Source organism: Enterococcus sp. AZ126 (assembly GCF_051714545.1).
Taxonomy (GTDB): domain Bacteria; phylum Bacillota; class Bacilli; order Lactobacillales; family Enterococcaceae; genus Enterococcus_L.
The window spans coordinates 2428992-2453114 of sequence record NZ_JBIOSB010000001.1 but is presented as its reverse complement, the minus strand read 5'-3'; the positions used below and the strand labels follow the sequence as shown (position 1 = coordinate 2453114).

Genomic DNA, 24123 nt, shown 5'->3' with positions numbered 1-24123 from the left:
GTTTTGGCAACGGAAAGACTTATTTCGGTTGTACTTTCAGCATTTTATGAGTGAATTAACCTTTTAAAAGCGCACTAAATACATTAAAAATCATTTATTTGCTGCTATTTAACTCTAAAAAATTTTCAAAAATAATTGCTATTTTTAATAAATTAAGTGAAAAAACGAATCAAAACAGCTTATATAGTTAATATTGACTAGTTGCATAATTTCCTGCGAGAGGACGTCTCACCTTTTTGGAGAATACCTTTTATTTTTCATTCTATCAATAAAAAAAAGAAAGTGATTTCGTTACAACTACACAAAATCACTTTGACTGCTTATTAATTTGATACAGAAAGACTCATTCTATCTTTTACCTAAAGAATAATATAAGTGTAGTTCCTAAATACTCGTTGCTGTGTTCATAAGACTTGAACCAAAAAATAGACAGATTTTTAGGAGTATTACGATAATTAGCACGCTAACTATAGTTAAAATCAAATCTAGAATAGCCATTATCTTAAGATTCTAGGCTCAATTAATTCTTTAGTTTTTTTCATGGCTTTTTTACATACTTTTTCCGTTGCTTTTTTGACTTGCTTTTTTTTCTAAGAAAGCGTAAAAGCGAAAAAAGAACCATCATAATCAATACAAAAGCCGCCACTAATAGAAGAATCATTCGCCAATTCAATCCTTTTTCTTGTACAAATTCCTTATCGCTCTCATTGAATTTATTGGCATCTTCATCTGTAATTTCAAAGTCTTCTTTCCAATCCCATTTCTTATCTCCTGAGGTCACCAAGATGTCAGCTTCATAATTACCTGGAGTTATCAGTTCTCCATTCATGCTGATAGGAAAATCAATGAATGAGTTTGGCGCCATTCGCATCTCTGATTGTTTACGTTCGAATAAAACCGTCTCTTTTCCTTTTTCTGTGATCTGTACATTCACAGTCACATTGTTTAAAAATACAGCTGCTATATTGGAAAAATTGATGAAAATGGCATTATTATAACTATTTTGACCTACTTTTACACTATTTAAAGATAAATTTGGACTGGCTTCCATCTCCTTTTCTTGTAAGACCATCCCAATAATATAAGCGTATTTATTATCGATTTTCGATTTATTATTATTTTTTGTAGTATCTTTTTGTTCGGCACGCATCAACTGAATACCTCCAGCGATAACCCCATCATAGCCTGTTTCTGGTATATCAACCGTTAATTCTAAGTTTTTAGTTTCCCCTGGCGCCAGTTCGACAGATTTTGGTGCCTTTACAAGATTCGTAAAGTCAAATTTCAACGATTGATCATTTTCTATTGTCGACTCTCCATATTCAATGACACCATTTTGATTGGTCTTCGCTCCATTCACCTTCACATCTATCGTCACTTTCTCCTTATTGGGATTACTTAAGATGATCGATAGTTTTTGATGCTGTCCTGGATCCATTTTTAAATGATAATAGCCTAATTCTTTGTCTATTTGATTATCGGGAAACTTGATACTGTAGTTAAAACCTGTTGCACCTGCAAGATTCTCCTCTACAGCGTAACTGGAATTGGTTTGAAAAAGGAAGAACCCAACAATCAGGAAACTTAAAAGTATACTAAGTCTTTGCTCTCTAAAAACTGTAACTATTTTCATACTAAACCTCGCTTACTCTATAGTATTTTTCTATGTACATGAGGCTGAGACATAACTCTACGAGTCATACCTCAGCCTCAATGAATCCGAATAAACGGTTTAAACATAAGTAAACACTTCTGTCCCAACCTTATTACAAATTTTATTTATTCAATTAGTTTTTTATGATAATTTGTGCAATAATTTCCCTTTGGCATTGTTATCTTATTCGAAGTAATAATACAAGGGAAAATTTACTTATACAAAATTTTAGATCAATGAATTCCGAATACTAGAAAATTATCACTCGGAATAAATACATTCTGAGTCGCAATATGCAATTTTTTCTTGAGATACCTTTCTACAATACTATGGCAAATCTCCAATTTTCCATAGTATTGAGGCCGTATAGTTCCCTTCTTGATTTACTTGCTTACTGAATAACTGTAATTGTAAGCCTTCATTTTTATTCTCCCATTCTTTACTTAAATTAAATTCTGGCTGATTAATATCATTTTTGTTTTCTTTGATCGTTTGAGCCTGATCTTGGATTAGAGGCAACTTGATATTTTTATCATTTATTTGATAATAGAGTGCATCATAAATAATACTTGTAGGGTCAACTTCACTAGTCAGCGGCTTAGTTAATGTTGCTGTTAATTGCCAATTTTTTCTTTGATTATCTTTTGTTTTTCTATTATCCCAAATTATCAATGGTGCATCATAAGAAAATTTATCATCATCTATGAAAGGTAATATCAGATGTTGCTGCCCGAAATTAATTTTTTGTGGATAAGATTTGATAGATAATGTTCCGGCTAATTGATAAATCATGGTAGAATCAGTGTCAAGAGAGACATGCTTCTCATTTTCTGGACGCTCAACAATTAAATAATTATCATTTTCTAAATCCGATAATTGATCGTTTATCTCCGGTGACATAGATAAATCAGCTACAGGCGGCTTCGATGGATTCGGAGAAGTATGATATTCTAATTTGATCGGTTCACGTATATTCTTGTTAGCCTCATCTACAAATAAAACTGTTATTATTCGTAATATATCAATCTTAATATTTAAATTTAAATTTAAACTCAGTGTCCCATAAGTATAGGTAAACGCATAATCACCATCCGTAAGACTAGTTCCTGGTTTAGGTAAAAGACTTGTATTCAACACTAACTCAGATGAATCTATACCAGTCAGTTCTCCTATTTGATTTTTCTGCCACAATTGATTTTTAGAATTTTCTTGAATAAACTCAGACATTTCTAAATCATTCTTAGGATAATCCTCTACTGATGTAACAGAAATATCATTTCCTAGCAACAAATTATTTTTATCAAAAGCTGCTTTTGTATTTTCATTTTTAACATACAGAGGAACTCTGACTTCGTTATATAAACCATTTTTAGTATTAGTTAAAACTAAATCAAAATAAGTTGGACCAACAGTTGAAACTAATTGATTGATATCTTGCCCTTCTTTCATTGAAATAGTAACATCGTTTTTATCAACTAGATCATCAATAAATACACTTAAATCGGAACCTTGCAAAATACTAGTATCATTTTGATTTACTACAGTAATTTTACCAGTTCCTGTAGGTGCACTTTTATCTATAATATTTACTGGTACTTTAACAACGGATGTTTTGTACTTATTTCGTAGTGTCACCTCAGATTGTTGTATTCCAGAAACGGAAGTATCAATCTTATTGATACTATCTATTGTAACTGGATTACCTAATTCATCATGTAAATTGACCACAAATTTACTTAAATCTAGACTACTTATAGGAGTATTTTTATCTATATTTTGAGGCACTGCATCTCCAGTGGGAGTCGGGTATTTAAAATTTAATCTTTTAGGAATTTTATTCGACAGAAAAGCCTTATCCGCTCTAACAAAATATTCCATAGAGTTTATGCCTTCAGAATAACTTAACGTATCGATTTGATACTTAAATTTTCCAGCTGAAGCACTATTCAAAGATGTATCTTGTGAAACCAACGTTGAAGAGTTTAAGTTGAGTTTATAATAAACATCAAATTTATAAAAACCAACAGCGCTAACATCACCAGAAATAGTTAATTTTTCTCCAACAAAGAAATTATTTGATTCACCAGAAACTGATCCGTCTATAATTAAATTACTTACTGTAGGTTCAGGAAGCGGACTAATTAAATCGAAAACCCACTGACTTGTCAAAGCAGAATCTCTTGCAACTGCCGAAAGTGTACTTACACCACTATTAACATTATCTTTTTTAATGACATAGTTTCCCAATTGACTTTGGACATTCACAACTTCTTTGTTATTTAATGGGGCTCCTGCAGTCGTAAATTGGAATCCAGTCCCCCATGGTATTCCCCGTTCAAAAGGTAAGTTATTATTTATTACATTAGGTGAGCCATTAGGTATAGAAGTAGAATTATATGGTTGATTAAAAAGTAAATTTCTCCTACTAGAATTTGCTATCATATATGCATTACTACGTGGATTATAAGTGACTAACCATCTTTGATTGTCCCCTCCATGATAATTGTAGGCAATAACATTATTGTTTACAGCAACACCATTAGCAATATCAAAAACCATATTATTTTGGCTACGTGATCGAATAATATATATACCATTTTTAGTACGCAGCTTAAAAAATTGATTACTATTATTTGCGTATGGACTCAACTTTATAAGAGAATCATTAGACGTACTTACAGCCGTCATATATAACGAAGATTTTCTATTTGCTATAGTATATGAATCTTCTGAACTATCAACCAAGTTAATATCCCAAATAAATTCATCTGGAATATCCGTCAAACTATTCACTTGTTCAGAAAATTTTGTTGACTTAATATATTCGGATCTTCCAGAATCAGCTGATTGTCCTATTAGCTGATTCTGATCTTGAGCAGAATAAATTATATAACCTTTTTTTTCAGGCCTATATTCATAGCCCATCAATTGATTTCCTAAACCGTGTCCCGCATAAGTAATTAGATAATTTCTATCATTTCCCAATGACTGCGATATATCTAAATACTGATTCGAAGCATTCTGAGGATAAGCTACGTATAAATTATTTGGAACTATTTGATCAGCTAATGCGTTTTTAGAACCTATAAAAAACAAGAAAATATTAAAGAAAATAAATATAATTTTAAACTTTTTTTCCCTGCTCATTACTATCACCCCTCTTCTCACAAAGATACGTTAACATCACAAACGGTTTATAAAACAATGTAAACCACATAAAAAAATTACTTTTATATACTTAAATAAAACAATTCAAAACAATAACTCTTTACACAACGTACAATTATTTATTTTTTAGTTAAATATTGGTGTATCATCCAATACTAAAGTAACTAATTTTTCTTAGTTAAACACTGGTGCATCGTCTAATGTCCAAGTAACTGATCCTTTAAACGATTTACCAGCCGCATTTTTACTATCTTTGACAACTAGTTTTGTATCTGAAATTTGAGTAGCTACTCCACCAGTAACAGTGTTTTTAGTCTTCTTAGACATAAGCGCTACTGGAGCTGTTGCTCCTGCTTCTAAACTAATAGCTTTAACTTGGTTGTCTCCAATTGTAATTCCTGCAGTACTATCTAATGAAGATAAAGAGCTTGCGTCTGGAACTGCTGGAATATAGTCATTTGTATCAGGATCAATAGCTGTCCCAATTGTATATTTTTGCGCATCTCCTAGATTAAATGTAATATTTGAAGTTAATTTAGTTTCATCAGATGCCACCATATCTGATAGTTTTGCTGATAATAGCCATTGAGAGCCAGCAGTAGCATCCGTTCTATCATCATTCACGATTAAATATTGATTATCTTTGATGGTGTTATTATAGGTCGCAACTCCACCAACAGCTTTTTGTTCTCCAAAAGTAAATGCTGTTGGTTTCCATACTAGGGATAAATTATTTTTAAACGGTTTATTTTCCCCATTATCGTTCGCTCCGTCCGATTTAAAGCTCACACCTACATCTGTTTTATCTTCTTTAGTTTGGGCATCTGCCGTTGAAGCAAACATAGCCAATGTTGAAACTGATAGCAAACCCATAATCATAAATTTTTTCATTTAGTTCATCCTTTTCTTTTGTAGTACATCGTGTAAAGAGTTATTGTTTTAAATTGTTTTATTGTCTATATATTAAATATTCATTAGCTCAATTTGATTCTTTAATAGTATAAATAAGTAAATAATTACACTTAAATTTCCTAAACTAATAGCGAGTAAAGAAAAATTTAATGCTAATGTTTTCTTTCTTTTCAATTTGTTTGTTAAAAATGAATCTTTGGATAAACTTAATAAAAAAATCAACAGTGAAATTAACCCTAGAATTCCTAAAATGATAATCCAAATGTAATCCAGCAATTTTTTCATCTCCCATAAGTATTATTTAAAAAAATCTTTCTTACCAAAAAAATACCCAAAACTATTAATATCACCGTACATCCAAATAGAACTACAATAATTGAACCTACCAATTCACCCGTTGAAGGGAGCTTATCAGTGTTAGACATACTTTCATTATTGTTCGGAAAATTCGGCTCTATTTTATTTATTGGCTTAGGTAGCTCACTTGATTGTACAAACGAAATTCCTACATCAGTAGAAGCTTTTTTTTCTGCTTGAACCTCGCTGTGACTTCCAAAAAAAAAATACTTACGGTAATGGCTGTTACTAACATTTTCCTATGTTTCATTTCTCTCTCTCCTTTGTTCCTTTTTTTTTCGTATTTTTTTTCGTTTTTCTTTCCATTGTTCTTCCATATAAACTCTTCGTTTACGCAAAACAAATGCAAGAATAACTGTAATCAGACAACTGAGAAGCGTATAGATTTTAATCCATGTTGGTGTAACTATTTTCAACGCATAATCATCATTTATTTTTTTTGCTTGAGAGCCAGAAATATTAAATTCTTTGGTTAAATTCCAACTATTTAATCCATTTGTTCCTTTTACACTCAGCACATAATCTCCAGGAGAAATAGCAGTACTACCATAATCAATTTCAAAGTCAAAGTTACTATTAGGCGCTAATGTATAGTTACTCACCTCTCTTTTTTTTATAATTTGTTCATCATTCTTTTTTCTTAACTCTACAGTAAGAGCTAAATTAGCTAATACTTTAGGCTCTGGATTCTGAAGAGTAGCTAAAATCATTTTTTTCCCTCTTTTAATACTTGCTTTTGCATCTAACAAATTTAATGTTTTACCATCCATGTAGCTATCAGGTGATTCTGAGGCTACTAAGCCGATTCTATAAGAAAACTTATTATCTACACCAGATTTACTTTCATCCTCAGATTCTTCAGTTGTTTCAAAAACTAACGTTCCCATTTTTGCTCCCAGATAATCTTCTTTTGGAGGAGTGACTTTAAATACCACTTCTTTTTCTTCGTAGTTACCGATTGTGACATCAGGAGAATCTATTGAAACAATGGCTGACAATGGTGCTTGTAAAGTGTCGTTAAATGTCTGTGTATCAGCAGAGTAATCTATAGTTCCTTTTTCGCTTGTTATTGCATTCGCAACATGGATTTTTACTTTTACTTCTTCTTTTCGTGTACTTTTTATTTTCACTTTAATTTCTTGTTGTTCTCCAGGTACAGTTTTTACATAAAAATAAGATACCTCAGGATCGATCTGATTATTATTGTGAATCGGCTCTACTATGAACCCAATATCCTCTTCATTCGCATTTGCCAAAATTGGTGTAAATATTCCTAAATAACAAATTAATGCAAAAATAATTTTTTTTTTATTACTCAAAACTAAACCTCTTTCCATCATGAAATAGTAATTTTTCAAAACTAAAATGTTTATCGTTTACGTTTTAATCTTCTTCTAAATTTTCTGAATATTTTTTAAAAGTTAAAATATATACAATGTAGAAAATACTGAAAGCCAGTAGTAGCTCAACTAGAAAAAGTAAACACCATAACGTTTTAAATAGAAACAACATAATTATAGATAATAAGACACACAAAATAGTCATTGTTGATTTCGACTCAGTACGATATGCATAGGCAATAACAAACATTGTTATCACAGATAAACATAAAAAATTAACTAGATAAATTATTGACCGCGACCACTCTTCGCTAAAATAAAAAATAATTTGATACTCTTTTGGTAAACTTTTATCAATATAAAAATATAAATATTCATAAAATCTACTAAATTTAAAATTGTATACAACCCAACAAATCATCATTACTATTGTTAACACTCTAGTTACTCGTACTTTCCTACTAAAAAAACTATATTTTTTTTCCCTCATATTTATCAAATGTCTCTTTCATAGTTAAATTTTGAATTGCTTACAAAAAATTATTGAATTTTCACTCGGAACATTCATTTTCTAGTTCTAATCTATATCCTATTGAACGGATAGTTTTTATACTACACGGAGCATTTTTATTTAATTTTTTTCGAATATGAAATATAATGTTTGTTAACTTATAGATGTTCTCCGATGAAGTGCCTGGCCACATATAGGGCATTATTTCATCATATGAAATTGTCTTGTTCTTATTTTTATATAAGAACTTCATTACCCTAAATTCTGTTACGGTCAATAATTGTTCATCTCCTTTTACTATAATTGATTGATTTTCATCATTTAGTGAGAACTCTGACGAGTTATTGTTACGATACGGCTTACTATTTTCTATTCTTTTAAAAGTATTTTTAACGATCTTTTTTAGCAGAAACTCTTTCTCTTCAGTCTTAATTACAGCATTTACTCCAAGATCCAATAAAATACTCTCTTCATAGTCTAAAAAATCATTAGATATTACCCATATGAAAACCGCAGAAAATTGTTGACATGCTACTAACCATTCAACAGCTTGTCCCAATTGTTCTTTTATTTCTAAAGGTATAATTAGTCCATCTACATTTTTCACTTGCTCTTTATGCTCTATTTTTTTTAAATGATATTGTTCTGTTTCAAATTCTTGACTAATTTTTTCATACGTTGACGATGTTGTTTCTAAAATTCCTAAAGTTAGCATAAATATTTCTCCTATTTCATTTTTTTATTAAATTCTATAAAAAGTGAGTAAATATCCTAATAATCGATAAAATAGCTTAAATCTATATCTTTTTTTACCTAGAATTTTATATACTAAGTCGTTGACTTTAAAGTCAAGCTACACAGGCAGTTTGACTACTTGTATGACTATAAATGACGGCTTAAAAAGAAAAAGAAAAATAAAAAAGCATCTGTTTTTAAAAAAAAAACAATACTAAATAGTTCATATTTTTTATAAAACACCAAATATAGAAAACGCTACCAAAAAAGAGTATGGCAAAAAGCCATAAATAAAAACGACTGTTTTTTTATTTACTCTTTCAACTGTATTTTTTTATTTTGCTTGATCCATCTGTGCAATCACTCGTTGTCTACTTTCAATCAACGAGTCTGTATAAACATCCAATGTCGTCTGAGTGGAACTATGTCCTAATAATTTGCTCACGGAAGCGACATCCCCGTTGGCCTCGATACATCGCGTCGCAAAGGTATGCCTCAATTGATGAAAATGTACGGAAATAATCCCACACTTCTTTCGAATTTTGTGGAAATAATAGGTCAATAGTCTTGGTTCACACGGGGTACTTTTATTCGAACAGACATATCTACTTATGGTCTTTCTCTTCCATTTTTTTAAGTATTTATACAACGTATGACTTATAGGGACTATTCTGTCGGAACAGTCCGTTTTTGAACGATCAAAAATCAATTGTGTGCGTTCTCCTCCTCCTATAATAGGCACACGTTGAAACGTTTGGTGGACATGAATCGTTCGGCGCTCTAAATCAATATCCTCCCAGCGTAATGCAGCGATTTCTCCAATACGGAGTCCTGCATTCAGCGCTAACAAAACGGGTAATCCTTTATACAGCGGTAATGCTTTGACGTTTGTTTCTAATTTAGTTTGTTGAGCTCTGGTTAATGCTTTTGCGTGGACTTTTTGCTTTTTGGGCAATCGAATTCGCTGACACGGGGTTTGGATGATCCGTCCTTGTTCATAGGCCTCCTTTAATGATTTTTTGATGATTTGATACAATACATGGATGGTGGTCGGCTTCAAGCCCTGGTATTGCCATTGATCGATCAGTTTTTGTAGCTGTTCGCTTGTTAATTCATTTAACGAAATCAGTCCGATCGTTGGAAACACATATTTTGTCAATTTATAAAGATACGTGCTGTAAGTAGCACTTTTTAGGCAATGTTGGTGTTGCGTCAACCACTGAAGAGCCCATTCCTCATAAGTACACGTACTTTCTCCACGGAGTTGAACAATGGTTTGGTATTTCAATTTATAAGAATATAAGCGATTTTTCACTTCAGTATATGTTTTTCCATAAAGATAGCCATATTTTAATTGGCCATTTTCTTTACGTCCTTTTTTATAACGGCCTTCCCAACGACCATCTTTTCGTTTATAGATATTTTCACCTTTACGTGCCATGTGGTTCTTCCTTTCTTGACGGCTTATTTGACGGAATTAAAATAAGTAGAGTAAAGTCTTGATAATAAAGGGTTATCGATGTTTTTTATGAAACATATAAAAAAACTATTGTATTTTCCATTTTTTTTATCTATAATTAACAAAGAAATCACAATCATTTACTTGGTATATAAAATTCCAAGATATAAATTACTCTCTCATTTACATCTATCAATAAATTTCAACGAACTTATAATAGAGCTATTTTACTTAAAATAGCTTATTTATATATATTTTCAGGGGTCTGACCCTTGAATTGGGGTGTATATATATTTTTTTAAATAACAATATATATAAATATTATTTTATAACGAAAAGTGCATAAAGTTTCATGACAATACACATTTTATATTTTTTTTATACTTTAAATATCATTTCCTCATGGGTTTGATCTACGATATTTAGCCGTAAAAAAAAGGCCTCTCAATGAGATAGCCTTTCTTAATGGAAATATTTTAAAAATTGTTTATTCCTCTTTCATCACTGTTTGACATTCAAATAGTACTAAATTTTTTCTTCTCTTCATTGATAGAAAATACCATCGACTAGTTAATTAACATTTCGACATGATTTTCATAACGTTTGAATCTCCAGAAATTCCACCTCACTATATAAGATTTCTTTTGGAAGCGATAGCTGGAACAAATGTGTGTTTCACTTGATCAACATTCACCTGTTTAGAGAGAGCATCTTTACGTAGGGGACCGTTAGAATTCTCGTTCAGACCGAGTTGTGACAGTGTGCTAGGATTTGCAAAATAGATAGCAAAATTATTGAAATTGCTCATTCTTTTCTAGTTCAAGAATTTTTTCCGCAATCATATAGTAAAAAAAATGATTCAGAGAAATTTTCTCTAAATCATTTTTTGTTACTATACTAGATATTATTTAAATGAATAGAAAGAGCATAGCCTACGCTATATTTTTTTCCTTTAAATTCTAATAGATGTTTGTCTATAATTTACTTTCAGTGACAGGATCTTTCACTAAATTTGATCCCCATAAACCTGCTAGAGAAGTAATTACCATCCCCAGAATCATTGCCACAAATCCCCAAATAGAGGCTTTTGCTACTGTATTTGATGTATCTTCCGCAGTTTGTCTTGCTTCTTTAATGGTTTCATCTAAGTCATCTTTCGTTTCTTCTAGACTTGTTTGTGCGTTGTCAATTTGTTTTTGTGCTTGTTTAGATGCTGTTTGTAATTCATTGTAAATATTGTCAGTTGCTTGTTGTGCTTCTTCTTGTGACAAATCTGTATTTGATGCAACAGCGTTCGCAATTGCTTGACGATCTACTGAATCACCTATTTTTTCAGCCTTCTCTTTTAAAGAATCACCTGTATCTTTGAAAATTTGATCTGCATTATCAGGATTTTTTACAATTTCTTTTCCTGCATTTTTCAATTCATCTGTTGCTTCTTTCATTTGATCTTTCAAGTAGTCTGGTTGTAATTCTGGAACATTTGTATCAGATAAAACTTTTTGCACTTGATCTTGAAGCTCAGTAGTATTCACTGTTCCAACACCATCAGTTAATTTTTCAAAGCTTTTACTGATTGTATCTGACGTACCAGAGGCTACAGTTTGTACACCACTTCCTGCTGCTTGAGCAAGGTTACCAAATAATGAACCGATTGCTGAAAATGCACCAATTGCTGTATAAGATAGAATAGCTAATAAAACTAAGACACTTGTTGCCCAAGTTAAGAACCCGTGAATTAAACCAACTCTACGAGCTGCTACCCCTGCAATAAATCCGCTACAAAATAATGAAAAGACAAAGGTTACAACTGTCCAAATAATAAGTCCTGTTTCCACACCATCTAAAGGCTTATCCGACGTTGGTTCGATCATGCCAAAACCAATCGCTGATCCAATCAAACTCAAAGTAAAGAAAATCGCAAAGAAGGAAACCAGTCCTGCAATGATTGCCCCCCAAGAGATATTTACCCCTGCTTCATCTTGCGTTGTTAAGTACGATACAAACCCTTTTTTTCTCGTATTCTTTTCCATAATTCCCATCCTTTCGCTCATTTTATTGTATTAACTTAAGTACACTGCTAACTATAAAAGCAGAAAATATTTTGTGCAAATGATACGATTTATTTGAATCATTTGCTCATTTTCCTTTAATGATTGAATAGACTTAAAATAGCCTTAAAACAAAAAAGAAGGCAGAGCCAACAGCCTTTATTCGGATTTAAAGCCCAAAATAAAACTGATTTGTATCTACTGTGGATTATTTCTATCTATTATTTTAAATAGCCTCTCAATTTGGGATAGAATAAAAAAATGACAAAAAAATAGAGAGAAAACTCATCAATTGAGATGTTTTCTGGCTCTATACTTTTTGATGTTGGTGAACAATCACCGGCATCTTTTTTAATGCAAAATAATAGAAAAGACACCCTGATATCCTTTAGAATTAAGTCGTCTAAAACCAATCAAAAGGGGAAATCAAGATGTCCTATACAAATCTTATCAAAGAAACCTTAGATATTCTAGACTTAAACATTACTTTTAATGAAAATTCTTTAAAAAAAGAACGCATTAAAGGACGGATCTGCCAGGAGTTTTCTGGTACGTTGGACTATTTAGCGCACTCCTGTCCTCATTGTGGTGCCCATGAAGACGGATCGATTATTCGTTGGAGCTTTACAACCTGTCTGATTTTACTGAATGATGTTTCTGAATACCAAACATACTTACGCTTGAAGAAACGTCGTTTCTTCTGCCATTCTTGTGATAGAACTTTTGTCGCTGAAACAAGTCTTATCGAAAAGTGTTGCTCGATCTCTAAGAAAGTTAAGCTTTCGATTGCCGAGCGTCTACGAAACACTTCGTCTATGACCGAAATTGCCCGTCAAAAGAAGGTCTCTGTTTCCTCTGTTTATCGCGTATTGAAACAGTTTTACGAACCCCAAAAAATCAATCGACTCATCTTGCCAGAAGTTCTTTGTTTTGATGAATTTAAATCAGTGAAACAAGTCGCTGCCTCTATGAGTTTCATTATGATGGATGGACAAACAACGCAATTACTCGATGTCGTTGAAAACCGCCAGTTGCCTTTTTTAGAACGCTATTTCTCACGATTTTCTTTATCTGTTCGTGAAGGTGTAAAATACATTGTTTGCGATATGTATGCGCCTTATTTTTCTTTAATTAAGAAACTATTTCCCAAGTCTCAGATTGTTCTTGATCGCTTTCATATTGTGCAACATATTGGGCGAACGTTCTTAAAACACCGCATTCAACGAATGAATACCTTTCTCCATCAAGGATCTGTAGAAGCAAAAAAATACCGTCACTTGAAGAAATACTGGAAACTACTTCAAAAGAATCAATCGAAGCTCCATTTTGAAAAACGCCAATGGCGTCCTTCCTTCCGTGCTTATTTAACAGAAACCGAACTCGTGGATCGATTACTTGCCTATGATGAAGAATTAAAAGCTGGCTATACCTGTTATCAGGATTTTCTCTATGCCATACAAACAAGAGATTACACACGGTTTCACGTGTTATTAGAACAAGATTATTCTAGGCTTCCAGCTTATTATCAAACAACAATTACTACCTTTAAAAAAGTTCAAACGGGCATTAAAAATGCGTTGGATTTGCCTTATTCCAACGGACCGTTAGAATGCTTGAATAACCATATCAAAGTATTAAAGAGAAATGCCTACGGCTTCCGTAACTTCTATAATTTTAAATTGAGAATTACTTTATGCTTTGGGTCTGTTCTTTTTCAACCAAATAGAAAAACCTAGAGGCATTTCCCTCTAGGCTTCATCATTGATTTAATTCTTTGGATTTTCTTCACCAACATTAGTTGACAAAGAGCCTGTTTTCTCCTCTAGTCTTAGTCTATTTTTTTAAGAGTTCATTTTGAGATCATTGCCAGCGTCATACATTTATGCTCTATTTCTATTCTTGATAATAAGACTCATAACCAAAATGTTCATAGGCCAAAGCTGTCGCAATTCGTCCTCTTGGTGTCCGCTTAATAAAGCCTTTTTGGATCAAATAGGGTTCATACATATCTTCGACCGTTTCTGTTTCTTCACTGATGTTCACGGCTAACGTACTTAAACCGACGGGACCACCGCCATATAGTTCAATCATTGTTTTCAATAATTTTTGATCGACATAGTCCAATCCTTGATGATCGACCTGCAGTAAAGTCAACGCTTGATCTGCAATGCTGCGATCGATGGTACCATTTGACTGGACTTGAGCGAAATCGCGAACACGCTTTAATAAACGATTGGCGATCCGCGGTGTTCCACGAGAACGGCGGGCGATTTCAAAGGCACCTTCTTCTACGATTTCTGTTTGGAAAATATCAGCCGAACGCAATACGATTTCTTTTAAGTCTTGCGTTTCATAATACTCCATATGAGAAATAATACCGAAACGATCTCGAAGAGGTGCAGATAACATTCCCGCTCGAGTCGTTGCACCAATCAGTGTAAACGGTGGCAGCGGAAAATGAACTGGATGAGCGGTCGTTCCTTGTCCCACCATAATATCCACATAAAAATCTTCCATTGCCGAATAGAGCATTTCTTCCACAATTCGAGGTAAACGATGGATTTCGTCAATAAATAACACATCGCCTGGTTCTAATTCATTTAAAATTGCAACTAAATCTCCTGCACGTTCAATTGCAGGTCCACTGGTAGTACGGATATTGACATGCATTTCATTGGCAATCACCATGGCCATTGTTGTTTTCCCTAAACCTGGCGGTCCATATAAAAGTGTATGGTCTAATGCTTCTTCCCGATTACGTGCAGCTTCAATGTAGATTGTTAGTTCTTGTTTAACTTTATCTTGACCGATATATTGTTCGAGAAATTGCGGACGTAGTGATTTTTCTAGTGACTCTTCCCCCGCGCTTGTTTGAGCAGAAAGTAGTCTTTCATCTTCTGTCATAGCGATTCCTCCTTAGCGTTTCATCATGAATTTCAGTGCATTACGTAAGTATTCATCTGTCTTTAACTTGCCTAGTTCTTCTAATTTTGGTGTGATTCGTTTGATTTCTTTTTCGCTATAGCCTAATGCACTTAGTGCTTCCAGCGCTTCTGTTAGTGACTGGTTCACTGATTGATTCGTTGGTGTTTTAGCCATTGCTTCAACAGCTGCTTCTGAGGTTTCAAGTTCACCTAGTTTTCCTTTTAGATCAAGTATCATCTGTTGTGCCGTTTTTTTACCGACGCCAGGAAATTTGGTTAGATACGCAGCATCTTCGCTTTCGATTGCATTTATTAAACCACCATGATCTTCTGAAGCCATAATCGCTAAACCACTTTTAGGACCGATCCCTGAAACGCTGATCAGTTTTAAAAAAAGTTGTTTTTCATCTAAATCGCTAAAACCATATAAAGAATGAGCATCTTCACGGATGACTTGATGGACATAAATTTTAATTTGCTGATCAGTTTTTCCAGAATAGCGATAGGGATTGCCTACAGAAATCTGAAATCCGATGCCATTTGTTTCTACTACAATATAATAAGGGCTGATAAATGTCACTTTACCAAGGATATATTCGTACATAATTTCACCTTTCTCGATACCGTTGAAGTTGGAAAAGGAATTACTCCTCTTGCACCAACATTTCTTATGCGTTACACGCACATACGTTTCTATTTTAGCACAGATTCAAGAAAATCAGTAGCTGAATAAAGAAGAAAGGTGTGGGACAAAAGTAAAATCTACTTTTGTCCCACACCCTAAATGCGGTGAAACATTGCCTGAAGAAGCAACCCTTCTTATTTTTCTAGGTTAAATACTTCTATTTTTTTATTCAGAAATATACGTCCATTTATAGTCATAACGTGCGCCCGCACCATGAGCCACTACACCTTTGACTTTGTTGCTGCGCATATGTGCTTCAGCTTTTTGATAAACGGGTGAAACCCCCATATCGTCCATCAATAATTTTTCGGCATCCACCATATCTGTCCAGCGTTTTTCTGGGTTAGAAGCATCCTTACTACCTGATGCTTGAACTAATTCATCATATTTTTCATTTGAGTAACGGCCTCTATTGTAAGATCCGCCGGTTAAGAACAAGTCAGTAAAACTACTTGGGTCTGCGTAATCAGCGCCCCAACCACCCATGATAACTTCAAAGTCACCATTTTTACCACGATCTAAACGAACGGTAAATGGTACATTTGTGACTGTTACATCCACACCATCCAATGTTTCTTTGACTGCTCCTTGGATATATTCTAAGACTTTTTTGGTAGAATCTGTATCATCGCCTACAATATCAAATTTAAATGAATCAATTCCTAGTTCTTCTTTCGCTTTTTTTGTATCATGTGTCAATACATTTTTATTCTCTTCAGCAAAATCTTTATTGTCTTTTGGCGAGAAGGACATTCCTGCTGGAACAAGACCAGTAGATGCAATCGAACCGTCTCCTAAAATTCGGTCTACCAATGCGTCGCGATCAATTGAATAAGAGATGGCTTTTCTTAAATTCGCATTTCGGTAAGGTGAATTTTCATCTCTTTGATTAAATTCAAGATACGATGTTCGTGCATCTTTTTCGATCACAAGTTCTGGATCTTCAGCCATTTGCTTCGCTAGTTCTCCACTCAATATTACATCATCTGCTTGTCCATCTTGGAAAAGATTCAATGAGGTCGGTGCTTCTTTAACCACATTTACCTCGATTTTATCTAATTGAACTGCATCTTTGTCCCAATATTGATCATTTTTCGTATAGGACCATTCGGTATCTGTTCCTGGTCCATCAAAATCAGTCAATGTAAATGGTCCGTTATACACAGATGCATCACTCGTTGTTGCATAATCTTTCCCTTTTTCTTCAACTATTTTTTTATTTTGCGGGAAAAACGAAGGAAATGCCAGCAAATAATCAAAATATGGGGTTTCTTGCTCTAACGTCACTTCTAATTCATGATCGCCAATAGCTTTGATCCCTAATTCATCTAATCCTTTTTTCCCAGCAGAGACATCTGCGCCATTTTTGACTAATTCAAACATATAAGCATATTCTGCTGCTGTTTTAGGATCCGCTGTGCGTTGCCATCCATAGACATAATCAGAAGCTACCACAGGATCACCATTTGACCATTTAGCATCTTCTCTAAGTTTAAATGTATAGGTCAAGCCATCATCGCTTTTCTTAGCAAGCTCTGCGGCCCCAGCTGGTTGTGGTTTACTTTTGTCATCTAAACGATATAATCCTTCATATATATTATTTAACGCTGAAAAACTGATTGTATTTGTTGCTACCGATAAATCTGCACTCGGCATTTCTTGTTGGACGACTAATTTGAAAAGCTGTTCCCCACTCGCTTTTTTGCCATCCTTGCTATTTTCTGTAGAACCTGTCTTGTCATTGCCACCACAGGCTGCTAATACTAATGTAGACAGCATCATAACGCTGATTAATTTCGTAATCGTTGTTTTTTTCATTTTTTTCTCCTCAATAAATAATATTTTTCTTTCTGAAATTTAATTTTCTGAATATTCTTATAATAACGGAAATTAGCATAAATAGCAATCATTTAAAATAAAAATAACCGAACAAACTATTTTTTATTTTACTAAACTAAAAAAGCCTATCTAAGCAGACTTTACTAGCTTAAATAGGCTTTTAACTTATTCAAATATGAATTTATATTCTCCATATCCTTCTTTTTCTAACTCTTCCACTGGAATAAATCGTAAAGCTGCAGCATTGATGCAATAACGTAATCCGCCTTGTTCTTGCGGCCCATCTGTAAAAACATGCCCCAAATGGGAATCTGCTTCTTTACTTCGGACCTCTACACGACGCATTCCTAATGAAAAATCAGAATTTTCTTTGACGCCTTGTTTTTCAATTGGTTTGGTAAACGCCGGCCAGCCACAACCTGCATCATATTTGTCTTTTGAGCTAAAAAGTGGTTCGCCACTTACCACATCCACATAAATCCCTTCTTGGTAAAAGTCATCATATTTACCAGTAAAAGGTCGCTCAGTCGCATTTTCCTGTGTTACAGCATATTCAATATCGGATAGCTTTTCTTTTAAGTCTTGTTTAGATGGTTTTTCCATGACAACTCACACCCTTACATTTTAGTTACCCTTATCATAGCACCATTGAGAAAAAAACACTCACTTCCTGTTTAGAAAGTCAGTGTTTGCTTCTATATATTAGTTCCAAGGGATAGCTAAATCGATATTTTCGGCAAGATCAATACTTTCTTGTCTTTTGGCTTGTCTGAATTGCTTTCTCGCTTCATAACCTTGACAAATAAATCGTTCTTCTTTTGTTTCAGGTTCGATTTTTTGGGGCAAACTAGCTCCTTTAGGCACTACAAATGTCATAAAGCACGTTCCAGCAAGATAACGTTCTCCTGTAAATAAATCCTCCCCAATCACTTTGGCGAATAGCTCCATTGAACGTGTTCCAACACCAGATACATACGTATCAATACATACAGAATGATCTGCTTTTAAAGGGGCTAGAAAATCTAAATGATCGACAGAAGCTGTAACGATAGCTGCCCTAGATACTCGAACAGCTGAAATACCAGCAGTTTCATCTAGCCAAGCCATTAATTGTCCTCCAAATAAGGTCTTATGAAAATTTAAATGAGGATATGTAATCATATGTGTTTGAATCGCTCTTGTTTGTGAACATTTCATTTGTTGTTTCCTTCTTTCATTGGGCCATTACGCATCAAAAGCTGGCAACATCCGATATAACGTCGCAATCGGCAACCCCATGATCGCATAATAATCGCCCTGAATACTTTTTACTAGTAACGCACCTTGTTCTTGAATTCCATAAGCTCCTGCTTTGTCTTGGTACTCTTTTGTATCTAAATAACGATCGATCTCTTCATCAGTCAAGTCATAAAATTCGACTGTCGCAGGAACGGTAGCCGAAGATTCTTGATCACCTTTCATTAATACGACACTTGTATAAACTTTGTGTGTTCGACCACTTAACTGCCGCAACATTCGAAAAGCATCGTCTCTGGAAGTTGGTTTACCCAATATTTCATTGTCGATCGTTACAATCGTATCAGAGCCGATCACTAAATCATTGGGGTATTGTTTTGCGATGTGGGCTGCTTTTTGTGCTGCCATTGTCAGGACATAATCCATTGGCGTAAAATAACGTTTAACTTCTTCGTTGATGTCAGCTGGCATAACGGTAAAATCAGAAATAATTCGACTCAACAGCTCGTGTCTGCGAGGCGATTGGGAGGCTAATATTACTGCCATTAAGATAAAACCTTCTTCCCTTATTTTTAATGTGGATCTTGGATTCGTTTAAACATTTTTTCCATATCTGAATTGGTAAAATGGATCAAAACAGGTCGGCCATGTGGACAGTTAAATGGATTCTCACATGTTTCTAGATCCTTTAATAACACACGGGCTTGTTGTTCATTCAAATAGTGATTGGCTTTTATTGAACGTTTACAGCTCATCATGATTGCGGTGGCTTCACGGAATTTCTTCACGCTGACTGAACCTGTCGTTAAAAACATATCGATCATTTCGCGGATGATGGTTTCTTCTTCACCAGCTGGGTACCAAGTTGGATGAGCGCGAACAAGAAAACTATTTTGGCCAAAATCTTCTAAATGAATACCAACTTCTACTAAAATTTCTTTTTTCTCTTTGATTTTTAACGCATCGCTATTTGGATAATCGATTACGATAGGTACTAATAATTCTTGCAGATCATTTGTCACTTCACCGATTTTTTCTCTAAAATATTCATATTTGATCCGTTCTTGGGCAGCGTGTTGATCGATGATATACAGACCGTCCTTACTTTGGGCAAACAGATACGTGCCATGCATTTGTCCAAAATAGTCTAATTCTGGAAAACGTTCTTTAGGCTGTTCGTCAGACAATTTATTCAATACTTTGTTCAAATCATTTTTAGCCCTTGTTGTTGAAAAATCAAATTCAGGATGATGGCTTAATTCTTCTTCATAGACTTGTTCATCGATCGTCGTCTCTTCAGGCTGAGTGATTTCTTCTGGTTCTATTGATTCTATCACTTGATCATTAGTAGGTACTTGCGGTTCTTCACTTTCGACAGGTGAGCTAAACGCATACGCCATTAACGCTTCTTTATCTTGTTCTTCTTTGGTCTGTGGTTCTTCTTTTGAATAGTTCTTAGCAGGCGAGTGTGCTGGAATATCTGGTGATGTTTCTTTAACAAAGAAATTTCCACTTTTAGCATCATAACTTAAGCTGCCTGGTTTACGAATAGGTTTGCTTGTCTCTCCTGTTTCTGTCAATGGGATTTCCATTTGTTCTACTGACTGTTGCTCGACTTTCTTTTTAAATCGAAGATTATCTGCCCCATTTGGAATCAGTTGCTCGTGACTTAGTACTTCTCGAATCGCTTCACTGATCAAAGTCATCAATTCTTTTTCTTTACTTAAACGGACCTCTTGTTTTGTTGGGTGGACATTGACATCCACCAGCAATGGATCCATCTCGATTTCTAATACCGCAAGAGGAAAACGCCCAACCATAAGTTTTGAGCCATACCCATCTACAATTGCTTTATTCAGTGCAAAGTTTTTGATATAACGGCCATTGATGATCGTTGACAAATAATTTCGACTCGCTCTTGTGACTTCTGGTAATGAAACATAACCGGTTAAATGAAAATCTAAATCTTCGGCTTCAATCTTCAGCATTTTTTTCGCCGTACCTATGCCGTAAATGCCAGCAATTGTTTGTTTCAAATCACCATTACCAGCTGTGTTCATCATTTTATTGCCGTCATGAACCAAGCGAAAGGCAATTTTGGGATGGCTTAGCGCCAAACGATTGACGATATCGCCTACATTGGCTAACTCAGTTTGGATCGTTTTGACGTATTTTAGACGAGCTGGTGTATTAAAAAATAGGTTTGAAACAGTGATTTTGGTTCCTTTTCTTAATGCTGCCGGACGATGTTCTTCGACTTTACCGCCTTTCATTTGGACATAGCTGCCTTCCTCTTCTTCAGAAACAGCTGTTTCTACGATGATTTCGGAAACAGAAGCGATACTGGGCAAGGCTTCTCCACGGAATCCTAAACTACGGATGCGGAATAAATCATCTCGTGTATGGATTTTACTGGTAGCATGGCGTTTGAACGCATTTAAAATGTCTTCTTTTGCGATCCCTTCACCATTATCGATGACTTGAATCGTTTTAAGTCCTGCTTCTTCAATAAAAATATCGATTTGAGTACTTCCAGCGTCGATCGCATTTTCTACAAGTTCTTTGACAACTGATGCAGGACGTTCTACTACTTCACCAGCAGCGATCTGATTGGCAAGCTGCTCTGACAATTCTTGTATTTTTCCCATCTTTACGATCCTTTCCTTGCTCAGTTTTTTGAAGTTCGTTTAGATTCTTTTTTGTAGTTCATGTAATTTATTTAACGCATCCATCGGTGTCATTTCCAATAGGTTTATCTTCTTCAATGTATCGATCACACCTAATTCATCAGTGGATACTTCTTTAAATAAAGATAACTGTTCTGTATCTTCTTTGATTTCGTCTTTGTATTCAACAACTAGTGGTTGTTCTTCTGATTCCAAGGCTGAGAGAATGGTTGCGGCGCGTTCTAATAAATCACTTGGCAGGCCAGCGATCTTGGCTACATGTATCCCGTAACTCTTATCGGCTGGACCATCCATCATTTTGTGCAAGAAGACAACCTCACCATTTTTTTCTACTGCTCCTACGTGAATATTTTTCAATCCAGCTAAGTTTTCATCTAAGACTGTTAGTTCATGATAGTGGGTCGAAAATAGTGTTTTCGCTTTGACTTCACGGTGGATATATTCAATGATTGCTTGTGCTAGTGCCATTCCATCATACGTTGCAGTTCCTCGACCAAGTTCATCGAATAAAATCAAACTGTTCGGTGTTGCGTGACGCAATGCTTGATTGGCTTCCATCATTTCCACCATAAACGTACTTTGTCCCGCAATCAAATCATCTGATGCTCCGATTCTTGTGAAAATTTGGTCAAAAATAGGTAATTCAGCAGATTCAGCTGGCACAAAACAACCGATTTGAGCCATCACAACCGTCAGTGCTAATTGACGCATGTACGTACTTTTACCGGACATGTTTGGTCCTGTGATAAGTAAAATAATATTGTCTTTGCTCATACGAACACTGTTTGGAATGTATTCTTGATGTCCTAAAACTTTCTCAACAACTGGATGACGTCCTTCAACGATATTTAGCTCTTTGCTGTTACTTTTAAGTGTTGGACGAACATATTGGTATCTTTCACTGACGGTCGCAAAAGCTTGGAGAACATCAACTGCACTGATTGTTTTCGCTAATTTTTGCAGACGCTCGATATTGGCTTTGACTTGTTCACGGACTTCTAGGAATAATTGATATTCCAAATCAACTGATTTTTCTTCTGCTTCTAAAATCAAGGTTTCCATTTCTTTTAGTTCAGGTGTAATAAAGCGTTCCGCATTCGCTAGGGTTTGTTTTCTTTCATATTTACCTTCTTCTAGGTTGGCTAAGTTTGATTTTGTCACTTCAATGTAGTAACCAAACACGCGATTAAAGCCGACTTTCAGCGTTTTGATCCCAGTTTCTTGGCGTTCTTTGGCTTCTAATTCCGCTAACCATTGTTTGCCGTGGCGCATCGCATCCCGGTATTCATCTAGTTTTTCGTTGTAATTGTCTTTGATGATATTGCCTTCTGTTATCGCAAGCGGTGCTTCTTCGTTGATTGCACGATTGATCAGCTCCACGACATCTTCGGCTGGATTTAAATCTAATAATAGGTCATTCCACTCTCCTTGATTGATGCCCACGATCAGCTCACGAACCAATGGTACTTGTTCTAATGATGTCTTCAATTGGATCAAATCGCGGCCATTCACATTGCCAAAAGCTACACGGCCAGCTAAACGCTCTAAATCATAGACTTTTGTCAGTGTAGATTGTAAGTCAACACGTTCAAAATAAGCATTCAATAAAGATTGAACCATTTCTTGACGGGTTTGGATTTGTTTTTCTTGAATCAACGGACGATCGAGCCATTGCTTTAATAAACGGCCACCCATTGCCGTTTTTGTTTCATCAAGTAACCATAATAAGGTGCCTTTTTTTAACCCCGTCCGAATCGACTGTGTTAATTCTAAGTTGAATTTAGAATAGTGATCCATTTTCAAGAAATGATCAGGCTGGTATTCCACGGCTTTTTGAATATGAGATAACCCACGTTTTTGCGTCACACTTAAATAAGTCAACAGTTTTCCTGTCACATCTACTTCTAGCGGATGAGTCAATTCACTCGTTAAAAAGCTGAATTCCGCGTTTTCTTCTGCTTGGTTTTGTTCTGAAAAAATAATATTTAAACGATCCTTTAACGTTTGTTGCAGTGTTTCTGATAATGTACTGCCTAAAACGATTTCTTTGGTTTGTAAGGCTGAAGCCTCATTGATCACACCATCTTCATCACTCAGTACGGCTGTTTTTAGTTCCCCTGTGCTTAAATCAACATAGGCTAATCCAAAAATCCCGTTTTCTTCAACGATAGCAGTTAAATAGTTATTGTCCTTGGCATCTAAGCCTTTACTGGTCATAACTGTTCCGGGTGTAATTAGCTGAACTACTTCTCGCTTGACCATCCCTTTTGTTGTTTTGGGATCTTCTACCTGTTCACAAATAGCGACTTTATAGCCTTTTTCAATCAATGTATCGATATATCCTTGGGCTGCATGGTGAGGAATTCCACACATTGGGATATGATCATCCGCATTGCGATTACGGCTTGTTAAGGTCAGTTCTAGCACTTGCGACGCATTGATTGCATCTTCATAAAACATTTCGTAAAAGTCGCCTAATCGGTAAAACAAAAAAGCATCTTGGTATTGGTCTTTGATTGCTAAATATTGTTCCATCATTGGTGTGTGTTTTGTTTTTTGCGGCAT

16 protein-coding genes are annotated in these 24123 nt (G+C 34.8%); 1 reads left to right on the top strand and 15 read right to left on the bottom strand.

All coding sequences use genetic code 11. The features are described 5' to 3' along the window. Nucleotides 1-538: 538 nt before the first annotated feature. From IGI43_RS11585 to IGI43_RS11555, 7 genes are all read right to left on the bottom strand, one after another. On the bottom strand, nucleotides 539-1633 hold the full coding sequence (locus tag IGI43_RS11585) for a DUF916 and DUF3324 domain-containing protein (RefSeq protein WP_438757945.1): 1095 nt from the start codon (nucleotides 1631-1633) through the stop codon (nucleotides 539-541). A 348-nt stretch (nucleotides 1634-1981) separates the two neighbouring features. Then, a complete protein-coding gene (locus IGI43_RS11580) occupies nucleotides 1982-4801 on the bottom strand; it encodes an RICIN domain-containing protein (RefSeq protein ID WP_438757944.1) in 2820 nt (939 codons plus the stop codon). A 195-nt stretch (nucleotides 4802-4996) separates the two neighbouring features. Then, a complete protein-coding gene (locus IGI43_RS11575) occupies nucleotides 4997-5713 on the bottom strand; it encodes a WxL domain-containing protein (protein WP_438757943.1) in 717 nt (238 codons plus the stop codon). Nucleotides 5714-6330: 617 nt separating this feature from the next. Next, on the bottom strand, nucleotides 6331-7410 hold the full coding sequence (locus IGI43_RS11570; protein WP_438757942.1) for a DUF916 and DUF3324 domain-containing protein: 1080 nt from the start codon (nucleotides 7408-7410) through the stop codon (nucleotides 6331-6333). Nucleotides 7411-7982: 572 nt separating this feature from the next. After that, entirely contained in the window at nucleotides 7983-8657 is a 675-nt protein-coding gene (locus IGI43_RS11565) for a winged helix-turn-helix domain-containing protein (RefSeq protein ID WP_438757941.1), read from the bottom strand. 354 nt (nucleotides 8658-9011) lie between these two features. After that, entirely contained in the window at nucleotides 9012-10118 is a 1107-nt protein-coding gene (locus tag IGI43_RS11560) for a tyrosine-type recombinase/integrase (protein ID WP_438757940.1), read from the bottom strand. A 992-nt stretch (nucleotides 10119-11110) separates the two neighbouring features. Next, on the bottom strand, nucleotides 11111-12169 hold the full coding sequence (locus tag IGI43_RS11555) for a hypothetical protein (protein ID WP_438757939.1): 1059 nt from the start codon (nucleotides 12167-12169) through the stop codon (nucleotides 11111-11113). A gap of 449 nt (nucleotides 12170-12618) precedes the next feature. Here IGI43_RS11555 and IGI43_RS11550 point away from each other — a divergent pair, with 449 nt between their 5' ends. Further along, on the top strand, nucleotides 12619-13923 hold the full coding sequence (locus IGI43_RS11550) for an ISL3 family transposase (RefSeq protein ID WP_438757938.1): 1305 nt from the start codon (nucleotides 12619-12621) through the stop codon (nucleotides 13921-13923). Between the two features lie 157 nt (nucleotides 13924-14080). Here IGI43_RS11550 and ruvB read toward each other — a convergent pair whose 3' ends face one another. The 8 genes from ruvB to mutS form a co-directional block, all read right to left on the bottom strand. Then, nucleotides 14081-15091 carry a Holliday junction branch migration DNA helicase RuvB gene (ruvB, locus tag IGI43_RS11545; protein WP_438757937.1) on the bottom strand — a complete coding sequence of 337 codons (1011 nt, stop codon included), beginning with the start codon at nucleotides 15089-15091 and terminating at the stop codon, nucleotides 14081-14083. A 12-nt stretch (nucleotides 15092-15103) separates the two neighbouring features. Next, nucleotides 15104-15715, bottom strand: coding sequence for a Holliday junction branch migration protein RuvA (gene ruvA, locus IGI43_RS11540; protein WP_438757936.1), 612 nt, complete (start codon nucleotides 15713-15715; stop codon nucleotides 15104-15106). A gap of 246 nt (nucleotides 15716-15961) precedes the next feature. After that, nucleotides 15962-17614 carry a peptide ABC transporter substrate-binding protein gene (locus IGI43_RS11535; protein WP_438757935.1) on the bottom strand — a complete coding sequence of 551 codons (1653 nt, stop codon included), beginning with the start codon at nucleotides 17612-17614 and terminating at the stop codon, nucleotides 15962-15964. A 186-nt stretch (nucleotides 17615-17800) separates the two neighbouring features. After that, a complete protein-coding gene (gene msrB, locus IGI43_RS11530) occupies nucleotides 17801-18238 on the bottom strand; it encodes a peptide-methionine (R)-S-oxide reductase MsrB (protein ID WP_438757934.1) in 438 nt (145 codons plus the stop codon). 99 nt (nucleotides 18239-18337) lie between these two features. Beyond that, nucleotides 18338-18832: an acyl-CoA thioesterase gene (locus tag IGI43_RS11525; protein WP_438757933.1), complete on the bottom strand. Its 495-nt coding sequence runs from the start codon at nucleotides 18830-18832 to the stop codon at nucleotides 18338-18340. 27 nt (nucleotides 18833-18859) lie between these two features. Next, nucleotides 18860-19417, bottom strand: a complete 558-nt coding sequence (locus tag IGI43_RS11520) for a Maf family protein (protein WP_438757932.1) — start codon at nucleotides 19415-19417, stop codon at nucleotides 18860-18862. 26 nt (nucleotides 19418-19443) lie between these two features. After that, nucleotides 19444-21519, bottom strand: a complete 2076-nt coding sequence (mutL, locus tag IGI43_RS11515; RefSeq protein WP_438757931.1) for a DNA mismatch repair endonuclease MutL — start codon at nucleotides 21517-21519, stop codon at nucleotides 19444-19446. 39 nt (nucleotides 21520-21558) lie between these two features. Next, complete coding sequence (gene mutS / locus IGI43_RS11510; RefSeq protein ID WP_438757930.1) at nucleotides 21559-24123, bottom strand: DNA mismatch repair protein MutS; 2565 nt, start codon at nucleotides 24121-24123, stop codon at nucleotides 21559-21561.

Excerpts from the sequence above, each read along its gene's own strand:
- IGI43_RS11575 (WP_438757943.1), bottom strand. The coding sequence starts at position 5,713 with ATGAAAAAATTTATGATTATGGGTTTGCTATCAGTTTCAACATTGGCT.
- IGI43_RS11580 (WP_438757944.1), bottom strand. The coding sequence starts at position 4,801 with ATGAGCAGGGAAAAAAAGTTTAAAATTATATTTATTTTCTTTAATATT.
- IGI43_RS11520 (WP_438757932.1), bottom strand. The coding sequence starts at position 19,417 with ATGGCAGTAATATTAGCCTCCCAATCGCCTCGCAGACACGAGCTGTTG.
- ruvB (WP_438757937.1), bottom strand. The coding sequence starts at position 15,091 with ATGACAGAAGATGAAAGACTACTTTCTGCTCAAACAAGCGCGGGGGAA.
- IGI43_RS11550 (WP_438757938.1), top strand. The coding sequence starts at position 12,619 with ATGTCCTATACAAATCTTATCAAAGAAACCTTAGATATTCTAGACTTA.
- msrB (WP_438757934.1), bottom strand. The coding sequence starts at position 18,238 with ATGGAAAAACCATCTAAACAAGACTTAAAAGAAAAGCTATCCGATATT.
- mutS (WP_438757930.1), bottom strand. The coding sequence starts at position 24,123 with ATGCCGCAAAAAACAAAACACACACCAATGATGGAACAATATTTAGCA.
- mutL (WP_438757931.1), bottom strand. The coding sequence starts at position 21,519 with ATGGGAAAAATACAAGAATTGTCAGAGCAGCTTGCCAATCAGATCGCT.
- ruvA (WP_438757936.1), bottom strand. The coding sequence starts at position 15,715 with ATGTACGAATATATCCTTGGTAAAGTGACATTTATCAGCCCTTATTAT.
- IGI43_RS11565 (WP_438757941.1), bottom strand. The coding sequence starts at position 8,657 with ATGCTAACTTTAGGAATTTTAGAAACAACATCGTCAACGTATGAAAAA.
- IGI43_RS11555 (WP_438757939.1), bottom strand. The coding sequence starts at position 12,169 with ATGGAAAAGAATACGAGAAAAAAAGGGTTTGTATCGTACTTAACAACG.
- IGI43_RS11535 (WP_438757935.1), bottom strand. The coding sequence starts at position 17,614 with ATGAAAAAAACAACGATTACGAAATTAATCAGCGTTATGATGCTGTCT.
- IGI43_RS11560 (WP_438757940.1), bottom strand. The coding sequence starts at position 10,118 with ATGGCACGTAAAGGTGAAAATATCTATAAACGAAAAGATGGTCGTTGG.
- IGI43_RS11585 (WP_438757945.1), bottom strand. The coding sequence starts at position 1,633 with ATGAAAATAGTTACAGTTTTTAGAGAGCAAAGACTTAGTATACTTTTA.
- IGI43_RS11525 (WP_438757933.1), bottom strand. The coding sequence starts at position 18,832 with ATGAAATGTTCACAAACAAGAGCGATTCAAACACATATGATTACATAT.